The organism is Tsuneonella sp. CC-YZS046 (genome assembly GCF_035581365.1).
GTDB lineage: Bacteria > Pseudomonadota > Alphaproteobacteria > Sphingomonadales > Sphingomonadaceae > JAWKXU01.
In genome coordinates this window covers 1,743,967-1,758,403 of the sequence record NZ_CP141590.1, presented here as the reverse complement: position 1 = coordinate 1,758,403, position 14,437 = coordinate 1,743,967, and the positions used below count along the sequence as shown (strand labels likewise).

Annotated in this window: 17 protein-coding genes and 1 pseudogene; 5 read left to right on the top strand and 13 right to left on the bottom strand. The window is 64.8% G+C overall.

What is annotated here, in order from left to right; all coding sequences use genetic code 11:
• Position 1: 1 nt before the first annotated feature.
• The 7 genes and pseudogenes from U8326_RS08710 to U8326_RS08680 form a co-directional block, all read right to left on the bottom strand.
• Positions 2 to 481, bottom strand: a complete 480-nt coding sequence (locus U8326_RS08710; protein ID WP_324739764.1) for a VOC family protein — start codon at positions 479 to 481, stop codon at positions 2 to 4.
• Positions 478 to 1,104, bottom strand: a complete 627-nt coding sequence (locus tag U8326_RS08705; protein ID WP_324739763.1) for a glutathione S-transferase family protein — start codon at positions 1,102 to 1,104, stop codon at positions 478 to 480. Before U8326_RS08705 ends, U8326_RS08710 begins: the two co-directional genes overlap by 4 nt.
• A gap of 15 nt (positions 1,105 to 1,119) precedes the next feature.
• Positions 1,120 to 1,920, bottom strand: a complete 801-nt coding sequence (locus U8326_RS08700; protein ID WP_324739761.1) for a VOC family protein — start codon at positions 1,918 to 1,920, stop codon at positions 1,120 to 1,122.
• A 1-nt stretch (position 1,921) separates the two neighbouring features.
• Positions 1,922 to 2,317, bottom strand: coding sequence for a DUF1428 domain-containing protein (locus U8326_RS08695; protein ID WP_324743564.1), 396 nt, complete (start codon positions 2,315 to 2,317; stop codon positions 1,922 to 1,924).
• A 12-nt stretch (positions 2,318 to 2,329) separates the two neighbouring features.
• Positions 2,330 to 2,689, bottom strand: a pseudogene (locus U8326_RS08690) (DUF1428 domain-containing protein); the annotation flags it as partial.
• 11 nt (positions 2,690 to 2,700) lie between these two features.
• The gene (locus U8326_RS08685) at positions 2,701 to 3,366 is read right to left on the bottom strand and encodes a glutathione S-transferase family protein (RefSeq protein WP_324739759.1); all 666 of its coding nucleotides are present in this window, start codon (positions 3,364 to 3,366) and stop codon (positions 2,701 to 2,703) included.
• A gap of 96 nt (positions 3,367 to 3,462) precedes the next feature.
• Positions 3,463 to 3,894 carry a VOC family protein gene (locus U8326_RS08680; RefSeq protein ID WP_324739758.1) on the bottom strand — a complete coding sequence of 144 codons (432 nt, stop codon included), beginning with the start codon at positions 3,892 to 3,894 and terminating at the stop codon, positions 3,463 to 3,465.
• Between the two features lie 66 nt (positions 3,895 to 3,960).
• On the opposite strand from U8326_RS08680, the gene U8326_RS08675 reads away from it, so the two are divergent.
• Positions 3,961 to 4,650, top strand: coding sequence for a helix-turn-helix domain-containing protein (locus tag U8326_RS08675; protein ID WP_324739756.1), 690 nt, complete (start codon positions 3,961 to 3,963; stop codon positions 4,648 to 4,650).
• 65 nt (positions 4,651 to 4,715) lie between these two features.
• Entirely contained in the window at positions 4,716 to 5,705 is a 990-nt protein-coding gene (gene cobS / locus U8326_RS08670) for a cobaltochelatase subunit CobS (RefSeq protein ID WP_324739755.1), read from the top strand.
• A gap of 30 nt (positions 5,706 to 5,735) precedes the next feature.
• Here the strand turns inward: cobS and U8326_RS08665 are convergent, their stop codons facing one another.
• The 3 genes from U8326_RS08665 to fmt all read right to left on the bottom strand — a co-directional run bounded on the left by U8326_RS08665 (position 5,736) and on the right by fmt (position 9,928).
• On the bottom strand, positions 5,736 to 8,132 hold the full coding sequence (locus U8326_RS08665) for a putative bifunctional diguanylate cyclase/phosphodiesterase (protein WP_324739754.1): 2,397 nt from the start codon (positions 8,130 to 8,132) through the stop codon (positions 5,736 to 5,738).
• Between the two features lie 139 nt (positions 8,133 to 8,271).
• Entirely contained in the window at positions 8,272 to 9,012 is a 741-nt protein-coding gene (truA, locus tag U8326_RS08660; RefSeq protein WP_324739753.1) for a tRNA pseudouridine(38-40) synthase TruA, read from the bottom strand.
• Positions 9,013 to 9,022: 10 nt separating this feature from the next.
• The gene (gene fmt / locus U8326_RS08655) at positions 9,023 to 9,928 is read right to left on the bottom strand and encodes a methionyl-tRNA formyltransferase (protein ID WP_324739752.1); all 906 of its coding nucleotides are present in this window, start codon (positions 9,926 to 9,928) and stop codon (positions 9,023 to 9,025) included.
• Between the two features lie 105 nt (positions 9,929 to 10,033).
• On the opposite strand from fmt, the gene recR reads away from it, so the two are divergent.
• The 3 genes from recR (at position 10,034) to rmuC (ending at position 12,832) form a co-directional block, all read left to right on the top strand.
• Positions 10,034 to 10,630: a recombination mediator RecR gene (recR, locus tag U8326_RS08650; protein WP_324739751.1), complete on the top strand. Its 597-nt coding sequence runs from the start codon at positions 10,034 to 10,036 to the stop codon at positions 10,628 to 10,630.
• An 83-nt stretch (positions 10,631 to 10,713) separates the two neighbouring features.
• Entirely contained in the window at positions 10,714 to 11,283 is a 570-nt protein-coding gene (gene def / locus U8326_RS08645) for a peptide deformylase (protein WP_324739750.1), read from the top strand.
• A gap of 106 nt (positions 11,284 to 11,389) precedes the next feature.
• Positions 11,390 to 12,832 carry a DNA recombination protein RmuC gene (gene rmuC / locus U8326_RS08640; RefSeq protein ID WP_416385464.1) on the top strand — a complete coding sequence of 481 codons (1,443 nt, stop codon included), beginning with the start codon at positions 11,390 to 11,392 and terminating at the stop codon, positions 12,830 to 12,832.
• A gap of 18 nt (positions 12,833 to 12,850) precedes the next feature.
• Here rmuC and U8326_RS08635 read toward each other — a convergent pair whose 3' ends face one another.
• Genes U8326_RS08635 through U8326_RS08625 form a run of 3 tightly spaced genes read right to left on the bottom strand, consistent with a single transcriptional unit; the run spans position 12,851 to position 14,415 of the window.
• Entirely contained in the window at positions 12,851 to 13,282 is a 432-nt protein-coding gene (locus tag U8326_RS08635; protein WP_324739748.1) for an META domain-containing protein, read from the bottom strand.
• Between the two features lie 22 nt (positions 13,283 to 13,304).
• Positions 13,305 to 14,105, bottom strand: a complete 801-nt coding sequence (locus U8326_RS08630; protein ID WP_324739747.1) for an RNA methyltransferase — start codon at positions 14,103 to 14,105, stop codon at positions 13,305 to 13,307.
• A 31-nt stretch (positions 14,106 to 14,136) separates the two neighbouring features.
• Complete coding sequence (locus U8326_RS08625; RefSeq protein ID WP_324739746.1) at positions 14,137 to 14,415, bottom strand: HPr family phosphocarrier protein; 279 nt, start codon at positions 14,413 to 14,415, stop codon at positions 14,137 to 14,139.
• Positions 14,416 to 14,437 lie beyond the last annotated feature (22 nt).

Sequence of the window (14,437 nt, the reverse complement as noted above, 5' to 3'; positions counted from 1 at the left end):
GTCAGCCCGCGGCTGCGGCCTCGATGGCGGCGACGTCGATCTTCTGCATCGGCATCATCGCTGCGAACGCGCGTTTGGCGACGGCGCGGTCGGGATGGGACATGGCTTCGGTCAGGACGCGGGGAGTGATCTGCCAGGAAACGCCCCATTTGTCCTTGCACCAGCCGCACTGGCTTTCCTGCCCGCCATGGCCGACGATGGCGTTCCAGTAGCGGTCCGTCTCCGCCTGGTCTTCGGTCATCACCTGGAACGAGAAGGATTCGCTCTGCGGGAAGGCTGGCCCGCCATTGAGGCCGATGCAGGGAATGCCCATCACCTCGAACAGCACGACCAGCACATCGCCTTCCCGGCCATCGGGATAGTCCCCCGGCGCGCGCTGGATCTCGACGATCCTGGTATCGGGAAAGGTGCTGGCGTAGAATTTCGCCGCCGCTTCCGCGTCGCGATCGTACCAGAGGCAGATCCGGTTCTTCGCGGTCATTTCGACATCTCCTCGATCAGCGTGTTGTCGATTGCCTTGCCGGCCCGATAAGCATCGCGCGCCCGGCAGCGCTCGGCATAGGCAACGAAGGCGTCGCGCTTCGGGAACGTGCCGAAATGCAGGCCCCAATCGACATGGCTGCCGACATAGACATCGGCCATGGTGAAACGATCGCCGCAAACAAACCTGTTTGCGGCCAGATGGTGCTCCAGCGTGTCCATGGTGCGGTCATAGCTGCCGAAGCCGACCATGACCTGCTGCTCGGGGGCGGGCTCGAACTTCAGCGCTCTGGAGGTTACCGCCTGTTCGACCGGCCCGGCCGCGAAGAACAGCCAGCGGTAATAATCCGCCTTCTCGTCCTCATGCGGCAGCAGGTCCGCCCCGGGGCGAATTTCGGCCAGATAGGCGCAGATCGCCGCCGCCTCGCTGACGATACGGTCCCCGCCAGCGGCATGGTGGATGATGGTCGGCACCTTGCCCATCGGGTTGGCGGCAAGGAATGCGTCCGACTTGTCGTTCCAGTCGACGATCACGGCCTCGTAATCGGCACCGGCTTCGTGGAGGGCCCAGCGCGCGATCTGCCCGCGCGACATCGGGTTGGTGAAGAAGGTGATTTCGGCCATGGCAGCCTCTCCCGGTCAGCTCTTGCGCGGGCCGACGAGGCCGAAGGCCGCGCCTTGCGGGTCCAGTCCGTTGAGCGCGAACTCGCCGCCGGGAATCTCCATTGGCCCGAACAGCAGCTTGCCGCCGCCTGCCTCGATCGCCGCGACCGCGCGGTCGATATCGTCGACGCCGATGTAATAGCTCCACAGGCTGACCGGCATTTCCGGCATCTTCGGCATGATCGCGCCGATGGTGGCGCCATGGTGCTGGATGAAGCGGTATTTGCCCATCTCGCCCATGTCGAGGTCGCCATCCTGGGTCCAGCCGAAGTGCCTGGCATAGAAGCTGACAGCGGCATCGGGATCGGTGGTGGAAAGCTCGTTCCAGCGCACATGCTGCGGCTCGCTCTCGCTGAAGGCGTCGCTCGCCCGATCTTCCTGCCCTTCAGGCGCCACCGGGTTCATCAGGTAGAACGGTGCGCCCTGCGGGTCCGTGACCATGGCGATGCGACCCACCGGGAAGTCGGCGGCGGGCATCTGCACCGTACCGCCGTCGGCGGTGATTGCCGCGACAGAGGCGTCCACGTCCGGGGTGTAGATATAGCCGAGCCAGCACGGCCGCGCCCCGCCGTCGCACATTTCCCCGGTCAGGCCGAGCACCCCGCCGGCATTCCCGCCGTCGCCGCGGACGATCACGCGGTAATCGACGCCGCCCGCACCGGGATCGGAATGGCTGGCGATGGTCCAACCCACGACCGGGCCGTAGAAGGCGGCCGCGCCGTCGGGATCGGTGGTCATCAACTCATACCAGATGAAGCTGCCGAGGGGGTTAGCCATGTCATGCTCCCACGTTTTCGCGCGTCAGCTCCACGACCGGCCGGAAGCCGCCATAGACCATGCGCTTGCCGTCGAAGGGGCATTCCGCGTCGGGGCTCTGCTCCATGAAGTTCTTCATCCGCTCGTCCTGCATCATCTTCTCGTGCGAGGCGTCGCAGGTTTCGCGCGATTCCCACTCGATGAAGGAGAACACCACGATCTCGCCCGGCTCGGCCTTGACCGAGCGGAAGAAGTCGGTCTGCTGGCCCTTGGGCACATTGTCCTGCCAGGCCTCGATCACCCGCGAGGCGCCGTAATCCTTCATGATGTTCCACATCGCCAGGGCGGCCTCGCGATAGGCCTCCTTGTTGCCTTCCGGAACCGGCACGATGAAGCCTTGGACATAGGGATCGGCGATGGCCTCGCCTTCCTCGACGAGAGGGGCGAAGCCGCCAAAGATCATCCGCTTGCCGTCGAACGGCATCGGGTTCTTTTCGGGGTTGAGGCGGTCGTCCGTCTTCATCAGCTCTTCGAACCGGTCATGGGCCGCTGTCCGGGTGTCGCGGTCGGGCCATTCGACCCAGCCGAAGGCGACCGCTTCGTCTTCCTTGCAGTCGACCGCGCCGAAGAAGTCGGTGGTGTGGCCCTTGGCGACATTGTCCTGCCAGCATTCGAGAACGCGGGTGGCGCCTTGTTCCAGGAAGGCGGGATCGATCCTGCCGGCATGGGCGATGAACTTGTCCTTGTTCGCGTTCGGAACCGGGATCACGAAGCCTTCGATATAGGTCATCTTTTCTCTCCTCAGTCGGCAGGAACCGCAAAGCCGCTCATCTGGTCGGCCAGCGCCTGCTGGAAAGCGGGGCGGGCTTCACCCCGCGCCTGATAGGCCGCCAGCCCGGGGAAGCCGGCAATGATGTCGGTGTGCCGGAGATGGCGCAGGACCGTCACCATCATGATGTCGGCGATGGTGAAGGGGCCGGCCAGCCATTCCCGGTCGCCCAGGGCGTCGGCCAGGCAGGACAGGCGGGATCTGGCGAATCCGACCGCGCCGGGCCGCGCCTCCTTGGCCCAGGGCTCTCTCGCCTGGAACACGTCGAGCGAGACGATCTGCATCAGCGAGGGTTCGACGCTGTTCAGGGCGGCGATCAGCCAGGTGACGGCCTGCCAGCGCAAGGCCTCGTCGCGCGGCAGCAGCCGCTCGTCCTGTTCGCCGAGGTAAAGCAGGATCGCGCCGCTTTCGAACATGCGGACCTTGCCGTCGTCGAATGCGGGAACCTGCCCGAACGGCTGCCACTGGCAATAATCGTCCGGCTTGGGGGCCATCGCATCCAGCAGTTCCACGCGATAGGGGCGGCCGATTTCCTCCAGCGCCCAGCGCAGGCGCAGGTCGCGAACCACCCCTTGCGCGAATTTGGGAACATGGCCGAAGCCGGTGATGACGATATCGGCGGCTGGATCGAGGGGCATTGGGCGGCCTCCACAGTTCGGCAAGGGCACAGTTCGGCAAGGGCACAGTTCGGCAAGGGCAACGCGCGCCGCCGAATGGCTGATGACGGGACGTTATCAGGAAGCGGTTTCCGGAACGGTGCTGTCGCCATTCGCCACGGCCGGGTCCATCCACACCGGCTCCCAGACATGGCCGTCCGGATCGGCGAAGCTGCGGCTGAACATGAAGCCGTGGTCCTGCGCCGGATTGATGTCGGCGGTGCCGCCCGTGGCGCCCGCCGTATCGGCCATGCGGCTCACATCCTCGCGGCTGTCGCAGCTGATCGCGAGCATGACCTCGCTGCTGTCGCCGGATGGGATCGGGCGCTTGGTGAAGGTCTTCCACTTGTCGCGCGTGAGCAGCATGACGAAGATCGCTTCGGACCACACCATGCAGGCGGCGGTTTCATCGGTGAAGCGCGGTTCGTGGGTAAAGCCAAGCGCTTCGTAGAACCTCATGGCGCGGGCCAGGTCGGTGACCGGCAGATTGACGAAGATCATACGGTTCATGGCTTGTCTCTCCTATGGCGAATCGTTCTTGCATGAGCGTGACGGCGTGAGTTACAAAAAGCAACTATGAAGTTACAAAAAGAAACTAAATTGCACGGCAAATGGTATGGCGATGCTTGCGGCGCCGCTTTCGCTCTGGAATTGATCGGGGAGCGCTGGGCGCTGCTGATTGTCAGAGAATTAATGCTCGGTTCGCGACGGTTTTCCGACTTGCGCGCCAGCCTGCCCGGAATAAGCGCCAAGGTGCTGACGGAGCGGCTGGAAGGCCTCGAAGCCAGCGGCGTATTGACGCGCCGCAAGCTGCCGCCGCCCGCCTCGGCCCAGGTGTATGAGCTGACCAAGTGGGGCTATCTGGCCGAGCCGCTGATGCAGGAGCTGGGCCGCTGGGCGGTGCGCTCGCCGCTGCATGATCCCCGGCTGCCGATCACCCCGGTCGCCGCGATGCTGTCGCTGCGCACGATGATCGACCGCGATGCCGCGCGCGCCTTCGACGCCGTGCTCGGGTTCGAGATCGGCGAGGATCGATTCGATGCGCGGCTGGAACAGGGCGAATTGACCATCCGGCGGGTGGATCGCAATGCGGAAGGCGCCCAGTTCCGCTTCCTGGCTCCCTCGGCCTCGGCCCTGCTGCCGCTGTTCTATGGCAAGCTCCCGCTGGCGGATGCGACCCGCGATTTCGGACTGGTCGTGGAAGGGGATGCCGGCCTTGCGATGCGGTTCGTGTCGCTGTTCAGCCTGCCGCCCAAATGCTGCTGAAAAGCGCGAATGCGGGCACCAATCCTGTTGCAGCGCAACGCCTGCGCGTATAGGCCAGCCGAACCATGAACGAGATGAGCAAATCCCAGCCCGGTAATGACGCCACCATATTGTCCGCGCCCGACACCAGGGTGAGCGTGCGCGAAATGTTCGGCATCGACATCGATATGGAGTGCCCGGCCTTTTCCAAGGCGGACGAACGGGTGCCCGATCTGGACGAGAACTATATCTTCGATCCGGACACCACGCTGGCGATCCTCGCCGGCTTTGCCTTCAATCGCCGGGTGATGGTGCAGGGCTATCACGGCACCGGCAAATCCACCCATATCGAACAGGTCGCGGCTCGCCTGAAATGGCCGTGCATCCGCATCAACCTCGATGCGCATATCAGCCGGATCGACCTGATCGGGCGCGACGCGATCGTGCTGCGCGACGGCCTGCAGGTCACGGAATTTCATGAAGGCCTGCTGCCCTGGGCGCTGCAGCACCCGACCGCGCTGGTGTTCGACGAATATGACGCGGGCCGGCCGGACGTGATGTTCGTGATCCAGCGCGTGCTGGAAACCGAAGGCAAGCTGACCCTGCTCGACCAGAACCGGGTGATTCGCCCCAATCCCTATTTCCGCCTGTTCGCCACTGCCAATACGGTGGGGCTGGGGGACACGTCGGGGCTTTATCACGGCACCCAGCAGATCAACCAGGGCCAGATGGACCGCTGGAACATCGTGGTCGGCCTGAACTATCTGCCCCAGGAGACGGAGCGGAAGATCGTCGAGGCGAAGTCGCCCGAGACTTCCGCCGACATCGTCGCCAATATGGTGCGGGTCGCCGATCTGACCCGGCAGGGCTTCGTCAACGGCGACATTTCCACAGTGATGAGCCCGCGCACGGTCATCACCTGGGCCCAGAACGCGGAAATCTTCAAGGATGTCGGCTTCGCCTTCCGCCTCTCGTTCCTCAACAAGTGCGACGAGGCGGAGCGGATGCTGGTCGCCGAATATTACCAGCGCGTATTTGGCCAGGATCTGCCCGAAAGCGTGGTCGGCAAGGCCTGACGGATAATTGCCGGAAGCCGCCGGGCGGGATTAGCCCGCCTTGCGCCGGCCGGGCTTGGCCGGATCTTCCCGCGGCGTGGAGGTATCCTTGGCGATGGGGGATGAATCCGCTTCGCCCGCGCTGTCGCCGGTTTCCTCGCCCCGATAATGTTCGAGCTGGTTCGCGGGCTTGGCGTGGCTGAACAGGAAGCCCTGGACCTGCTGGCAGCCGTTGTCGCGTAACCGGGCAAACTGCTCTTCGTTCTCCACGCCTTCCGCGGTCGTCCGCATGTTCAGCTTGTTGGCCAGGCCGACCACGGCCTGGACGATGGCCTCGTTGTCCTCGCGTTCCATGATGTCGCTCACGAAACAGCGGTCTATCTTGATCTTGTCGAACGGGAAGCTGCGCAGGTAGTTGAGCGAGGAATATCCCGTGCCGAAATCGTCCAGCGAGATATTGACGCCGAGCGAACGGATCTTGTGCAGGATCGCCAGATTTTCCTCGCTGTCCTGCATCAGCAGCGTTTCGGTGATTTCCAGTTCCAGCCGGTTGGGGGCAAGGCCGGCGGACGCCAGCGCGCCGATGATCGTGTTCAGCAATCCTTCGTCCTTGATCTGGGCGGGCGAGAGATTGACGGATACGAACAGGTGATCCGGCCAGGTCGCCGCCTCCATCACCGCTTCGCGCAGCACCCAGGCGCCGATCTGCACGATCTGGCCGGTTTCCTCCGCGATTGGGATGAAGATGCCTGGCTCGATCATGCCATGGGTCGTATGATTCCAGCGCAATAGCGCTTCATAGCCCGCGATCTCCCCTGATTGCACATCCATGAGCGGCTGGTAGTGAAGCTGCATCTCGCCACGCGTGATCGCCGCGCGCAGATCCAGCTCCAGGTCGCGCCGGAACTGGGCCTGCTCCTGCATCGCCGGATCGAACAGCGACGCTCCGCGCCGCCCTTTCGACTTGGCGTCATACAAGGCGAGATCGGCCGCGCGCAGCACTTCGCCTCCGTCCCGCCCATTGTCGGGGGCGAGAGCCACGCCAACGCTTGCCCCGATCGGCAGGTGCTGGCCGGCGATCTCCAGCGGCTCGTCCATCGCGGCGACGATTGCCTCCGCCACGGCCATGGCCTCTTCCTGGCCGGGAATATCCTCCAGCAGCACCGCGAATTCATCGCCGCCCAGCCTGGCGACCATGTTGCGCGCGGGCACCGCGGCCTCGATCCGGCGCGCGGCTTCCGCCAGCACCTTGTCGCCCAGGGCATGGCCGTGCGTGTCGTTGACCGCCTTGAAATGATCGAGGTCGACATAGAGCACGGCGACCACCTCGTGTTCCTCGCGCCGCGCGAATGTCCGCTGCAGGGTGGTGTTGAACAGGCTGCGGTTGGGCAGGTTGGTGAGGATATCGTAATGGGCCATGTAAGTGACCTTGTCCTCGGCCACGCGCGCCTTCGTGATGTCGGCGATGAAGCCACGCCAGCCGGACAATTTGCCTTCCCGATCATAGGTGGGCCGCGCATTGAGCGACCACCACGCGCGGCTTCCCTTGATCTCCAGCGGCACGACATAGTTGCGCAGGACCTGGCCGGAAAACGCGGTCTGGATCAGTTCGTCCACCTCGGGGCAGGGCAGGAACAGGTCGCTCAGATAGCGGCCTTCCAGCTCGCTCGCGGTGCAGTTCGCGGCATTGCAGAACCGTTCCGAAGGATGGAGGATGCGGCCCTTGCTGTCGCATTCGACCAGCCAGTCGCTGCCATCCTCGTCATATTGATTGAGCAGCAGCCCGACGGTTTCGTTCGCCTCCCGCAATATCTTGGTGCGCAGCCTGCGGGTCGCGAACATGTAGTTGAGATTGAACAGCGCCCAATGGACGAAAACCAGCGTAAACAGCAGCACCACTGCGGATATGAGCGCGGCGGGCGTTCCGATCCGGATCAGCGGCGCGGCGACGGCCGCCGATTGCAAGGTCACCGCGAAGATGCCGACGCGGGGGAAGGCGATCAGCGCCAGGGCGTCGAAGGGAATGGTAAGCGTGGCGCACAATACCAGCGGCATCAGGATTTCCGGCGGGGCAAGGGCCAGGCCAGGCAGGATGGCGCCGCTCCACCACAGCGCGCGAAGGGTCGCCAGCGGCGCGAAATACCGGGCCAGTTGGCGATAGCTGGTCTTCCCCGCCTTCAACCGGCGGTCGAACCCGAACTGGGCGAGCGTCAGCAGGGCGCCCGCAAGAACCGTCAGCCCGGTTGCCCAGACCGGCAGGAAAGAGAATGAGATCAGGGCAACGATCGCGGTTCTGGCAAGATCGTAGAGCGCGAGGGGGAAAGCGCTGGTATGATTGAGCTGGCAACGGGCGAACCATTCGCGATTGTTCTCCGCGACATCGTGCTTAATCAGGTCGAGGAGCAGGAATTCGCGTAAGCGCTCCCCTGCGAACAATCTTGCCAGCATCCTTTTTCCCCCGGTGCCAGTATAATTCGCCTTGGACTTGGCGAGTTGGTCTTGGCGAGGGGAAGTATCGTAAGCGGGTTAATCAAAAGTTTTGATACACTTCAGGGGATTATCTGAATTTGGTCCACTTTGGTTGTTGTCACGGATAAGCCGCATCCACGAAGTAGAGGCCTTGGGGCGGGGCATTCAGGCCGAGCGCCTGCCGATCCCGCGCCGCCAGCGCTCTTGCGACCTCCGCTTCCGCCCAGCGGCCCATGCCGACCAGCGCCAGGCAGCCGACCATCGAACGGACTTGGTGATGGAGGAAGCTGCGCGCGGCGGCTTCCACCAGCACGAATTCTCCCTCCCGCCGCACCTCCAGCCGGTCGAGCGTCTTGACCGGGCTGGTTGCCTGGCAATGCACCGATCGGAAGGTCGTGAAATCATGCCGCCCGACCAGCGCCTGCGCCGCCCGGTGCATCGCGTCCGCGTCGAGCGGCTGGTGGACCAGCCACGCCCGGTTCGCCTCTAGCGTCAGCGGCGCGCGCCGGTTGCAGATGCGATAGAGATAGCTGCGCCCGATGCAGGAGAAGCGTGCATGCCAATCCTCCGGCCTCTCCTCGCATTCCAGGACCGAGACAGGGGCGGGCCGCATATGCGCGTTGAGCGCTTCCATCAGGCGGAAGGGAGCTATCGGCCTGGCGATGTCGACATGCGCCCGCATGGCCAGCGCATGCACTCCGGCGTCCGTCCGCCCCGCCGCATGCATCGTCGCTCGTTCGCCGGTGGTGGCGAACACCGCGTCCTCGACCGCCTGCTGCACCGACGGGCCATGCGCCTGCCGCTGCAGCCCCATGAACGGAGTGCCGTCGAATTCCAGGGTCAGGGCGAAGCGGGTCATGCGCCCGGAATCAGTGCAGCTGCGTGCCGGGGGCAATGGAATGCCCGCGCAGCAGCGCCCGCGTTTCCATGGCGGGCTTGCCGGCCCGCTGGATCAGGGTGGGGCGGATCGCGGCATGGCTGCAGGCGATGGTCAGTTCCTCGTCCAGCACCATGCCCGGGGCACCTTCCCGCCCGATCACTTCCGCGGCCAGAATGCGATAGCGCTCCTGCCCGATCTCGAAAAAGGCGCCCGGAGCAGGGGCGAAGGCGCGAACCTGCCGCTCCACGAACTCGGCATCGCGATGGAAGTCGATCCGCGCCTCGCGCTTGTCGATCTTGGCGGCGTAGGTCGCCTCCTTGTCGTCCTGCGGAACGGGATGGAGCATGGGCAGGTCGATCAGCGTGCCGACCATGAGCTGCGCGCCGATCTCCGCCAACTCGGCGGTCAGCTCGCCCCCGGTCTTGCGTTCGACCGGCGTGCGTGCGGTGGCGAGCACCGGGCCGGTATCCAGCCCTTTTTCCATCTGCATGATGGTGACGCCGGTAACCGGATCGCCGGCCAGGATCGAACGCTGGATCGGCGCGGCCCCGCGCCAGTGCGGCAGCAGCGAGGCATGGACGTTGAGGCAGCCGTGCTTCGGGGCTTCGAGGATCGGGACGGGCAGGATCAGGCCATAGGCGGCGACCACCGCGACATCCGCCTCAAGCGCGGCGAAGGCCTGCTGCTCGGCCTCGGTTCTCAGCGAGATCGGGCAGCGCACTTCGAGGTGGCGGATCTCCGCCTCCTTCTGGACGGCCGAAGGCTGCAACTGCTTGCCGCGCCCGGCGGGCCGGGGCGGCTGGGTATAGACCGCGACGATTTCGTGCGCGGCCTCGTGCAGCGCCGTGAGCGTGGGCACGGCAAATTCCGGGGTGCCCATGAAGATGATTTTCACTCGACCTCCGTTCGCCGCTTGTCGAAGGGCCGTCCTTACTTCACGGACCGAAAAAGGGAAGGACGGGGCTTCGACAAGTTCGGCCCGAACGATTAGGAAACGGTCATGGCATCGCAAGAGATCGAAACCCTCGCCGCCGCGCTTGCGCGATTGCCGGGGCTGGGGCCGCGCTCCGCGCGCCGGGCCGTGCTGTGGCTGGTGAAGCGGCGCGAGACATCCCTAGCGCAGCTGCTGGATGCCTTGTCCGCGATGCGCGAAAAGCTGGTCGAATGCGCGGTCTGCGGCAATGTCGATACGCGCCAGCCTTGCGCCATCTGCGCCGATCCGCGGCGGGATTCGCGCTCCCTCTGCGTGGTGGAGGATGTGGCGGACCTGTGGGCGCTCGATCGGGCAAAACTGTTCATGGGCCGCTATCATGTGCTGGGCGGCCGCCTGTCCGCGCTGGAGGGGGTGCGGCCCGAGAACCTGTCGATCGGCAAGCTGCTGGAGCGGGTCGAGGCGGGCGGGATCGACGAGGTGGTGCTGGCGATGAACGCCACGCTCGAAGGGCAGACGACCGCGCATTACATCGCGGAGCGGCTCGAGCATTACCCGGTCCGGATCACCCAGCTTGCGCATGGCCTGCCGGTGGGCGGCGAGCTGGATTATCTGGACGAAGGCACGCTGGCGCAGGCGCTGCGGGCGCGCCGGCCGGTCGGCTGATGCGATCAGCGCAATCGATTTTTTGCGGAACGCGGGCCGCATAGCTTCTTGCGATAAGCGGTGGCGGAGCCTATTTTCGGTCCATGGCCATTCGTGAAATCCTTGAAGTGCCGGACCCCCGGCTGAAAACCGTGTCCAAGCCGGTCGAACATTTCGACGAGGAATTGAAGACGCTCGTCTCCGACATGTTCGAGACGATGTATGACGCGCCGGGCATCGGCCTGGCCGCAATCCAGATCGGCGTTCCGCTGCGGGTGCTGGTGATCGACCTTCAGCCGGAAGATCCGGACGCGGAGCCGGAAGTCTGCACCGCGCATGGCGGCCATCATCATACCCACCAGCCGACGAAGAAGGAACCGCGCGTCTTCGTGAATCCGGAAATCCTCGATCCGTCCGAGGAACTCAGCACCTATCAGGAAGGCTGCCTGTCCGTGCCGGAGATCTATGCCGAGGTGGATCGCCCGGCCCAATGCCGCGTGCGCTGGCAGGATCTGGAAGGCAATGTGCATGAGGAGGATCTGGAAGGCCTGATGGCCACCTGTATCCAGCACGAGATGGATCACCTCGAAGGCATACTCTTTATCGACCACCTTTCGCGCCTCAAACGCAACATGGCGCTCAAGAAGCTGGAGAAGCTGCGCAAGGCGGCTTGATCCGGCGCTGCAGCCGGTTTGCTGATTCTATCCACGGCCTCCTGGCGCGGGGCCTTGTCTTGCGCGGTATCCTTCGATAAGTTCCCGGTTCGTTCCGAATTGGGAAATGCTCTTGGATCAGTCTCTCGTGATCGCAATCGTGCTCCTCCTCGGCCTGTTCGCGGGCGCGGGGCTGGGCTGGTTCTTCGGCTCCCGACCGATTGCGGAATGGAAGCAGCGCTGGCTTGTCCGCGATGGCGAGGCGCGCGATCTGGACGAGAAGTTCCGCCGCGCGATCACCGAGCTTGCCGGCGCGACCGAGCGGGCCAGTCATGCCGAGGTGCTGGGCCACGAACTGGCGGGCGTGCGGGCCGAGCGGGAAGGGCTGTCCGCCGAACTCGCCACGCTCAAGGCCCATGCCGCCAATTTCGAGGAGCAGAAGCGGCTGCTCGTGGAAGCGCGCGAGGAATTGCTCAAGGAATTCCAGCTGACCGGCTCGAAGGTGCTGGGCAAGGCGCAGGAGGAGTTTCTCAGGAATGCGGCCGAACGGTTCGGCCATGCCGAGAAATCCTCGGAGGAGAAGATCAAGGCGCTGCTGGCTCCGGTAGGGGATCGGCTGAAAAGCTACGAGGAGCAGGTCGCCGCGCTGGAAGCCAAGCGCGTCGATTCCTTCGGGCAATTGACGGGGCTGATCCAGTCGATGAAGGAAGGGCAGGAGGCGGTGCGGCAGGAAGCGGCCCGGCTCGGCCATTCCTTGCGCAACGCGCCCAAGGCGCGAGGCCGCTGGGGCGAGCAGCAGCTTCGCAACGTGCTGGAGCAATGCGGCCTTGCCGAACATACCGATTTCGTCACCGAGCATTCCGTCAACACCGAGGATGGCCGCCTGCGACCCGATGCGATCGTGCGCATTCCCGGCAACAAGGTGCTGGTGATCGACGCCAAGGTGTCGCTCAATGCCTATCAGGCCGCGTTCGAGGCGGATGCGGACGATGTGCGGGAAAGCGCGCTCGCCGACCATGTCCGGTCCATGCGCAACCATGTCCAGCAGCTTGGCGCCAAGAGCTATCAGAGCCAGTTCGAGGATGCGCCGGACTACGTGGTGATGTTCGTGCCGGGCGAGCATTTCGTCGCCGCCGCGCTCGAGAAGGACCCCGAGCTTTGGGACTTTGCCTTCGGGCGGAATGTGTTGCTGGCGACCCCGACCAATCTCGTCGCGATTGCGCGCACGGTCGCGCAGGTCTGGCGGCAGGATGGACTGGCGCGGGAAGCGCGGGAAATCGGGCGCATGGGCAGTGATCTGTATGACCGGCTGGCCGTGGCCGCCGAGCATCTGAAGCGCGTGGGTTCCGGCCTCGACAGCGCGGTCAACAATTACAACAAGTTCGTCGGCAGCTTCGAGCGGAATGTCCTTTCCGCCGGGCGCAGGCTCAAGGACAAGGGCATCGAGATCGGCAAGCGCGAGATCGAGGATGTGCCGCTGGTGAAAAGCGCCCCTCGCTATGGCGATGGCAAGGATGAGCCGTCCGGGCGTCTTGCGTCGGTCGAAGGGCTAAGCGACGCGGCGGAATAGGGGGCTGCCCGGGCCGGGTTACTCGGCCTCGGCGGTGTGGCTGATCCGTTCCAGTTCCGCATCATGGCCGCTTGAGCGCAGGATGAGCCGGTCGTCCCGCCATTCGACCGATGGGGCCGCGGCGAGCAAGGCTCCGACCGCCTTTTCCTGATCCCACACCGCGCCTTCGCAATACATCTCGGTCTGGGCCAATGGGCCGGCGATCAAGCGGTCATCCTCCACCCGCCACGGCCCGCCCATGCCGTTGCAGCCGACATTCGCGCCGAGATTTCCGTCCCGGAATTCCAGCCTGGTTCCATGAGCGACCGCTTCCATCCCGTCGATTTTCAGGAATCGCCAGGCGGTTCCGCTCAATCCATGGCCCGGCGCGGCATCGGCGGCGCAGGCAGTCAGTGCGAGAAGAGAAAGAAGAGGAAGGAATTGCATGGCCATGGATCGTGGCAGAGACATGCTGAGCCTTCACTGAACAGCTTCAGGGGGCAAGCTGCGCCAGCACTTCATAAGCCAGAACCGCGCCAGCCACCGCCGCATTGAGGCTGTCCGCCCGTCCGCGCATCGGCATGGTCACTCGCAAGTCGCATTCCGCTTCATAGTCTTCCGGCAAGCCTCTGGATTCATTGCCGACCAGAATGAAGCATGGCGCCTGATAAGATGCCTCGCGATAGGGCTGGGCGTCGCGCAGGGAAGCCGCGACGAGCTGGCCCGCGCCGTCGCGCAGCCAGGGGACGAACTCTTCCCATTCGGCTTGCGCCACCCGCTGCGTGAAGATCGCGCCCATGCTGGCCCGCACCGCCTCCACCGAGAACGGATCGGCGCAATTGTCGAGCAGGATCAGGCCGCCGGCGCCCACCGCGTCCCCCGTGCGCAGCATGGTCCCCAGATTGCCGGGATCGCGCAGCGCTTGCGCTACGAGCCAGATCGGAGCGGCGTTCCGGTCCAGGCTGGCAAGCGAACTGTCGAACTCCGCGAAGACCCCTGCGACCGCCTGCGGATTGTCCTTCCCGGTGATCTTGGAAAGGACCTCTTCGGTCACTTCCAGAATCTCGCCGCCGGCCGCTTCCACCTGTTCCTCCAGCGCCGAGAGCAGGGGGTGCGGATCGCGGCTGGCGGCCATCACCAGCGTTTCGGGCAGCTTCCCCGACTCTCTCGCATCGGTAAGCAGCCGCAGCCCTTCGGCCAGGAAACGGCCTTCGCGCCGCCGGTGCTTCTTGTCGCGCAGGGAACGGAGATATTTGACCGTGGGATTGGACAGGCCGGTAATGCTTCGCCGCATCGGGGATCGCGCCAGGATGGCCGGAGCCGTCCTACTCCTCTCCGAAGCCGGCGGCGACGAGGCTGACCAGCCGTTCGAGCGCGATCTGCGCGTCATCGCCTTCCACCGAGATTTCAATGGTGTCGCCACGCGCGGCGCCCAGCATCATCAGGCCCAGGATCGAGCCGCCCGCCGCGTCCGCGCCATCCTTGGCGACCTTAACGTTGTTGGTCGGCGGCAGCTGGCTGACGGCTTCCACGAATTTCGCGCTTGCGCGGGCATGCAAGCCCCGTTTGTTGACGATCACAACCTCTTGCCGCGCATCTGCCATGCCCTGCCCCCTTTCGATTATT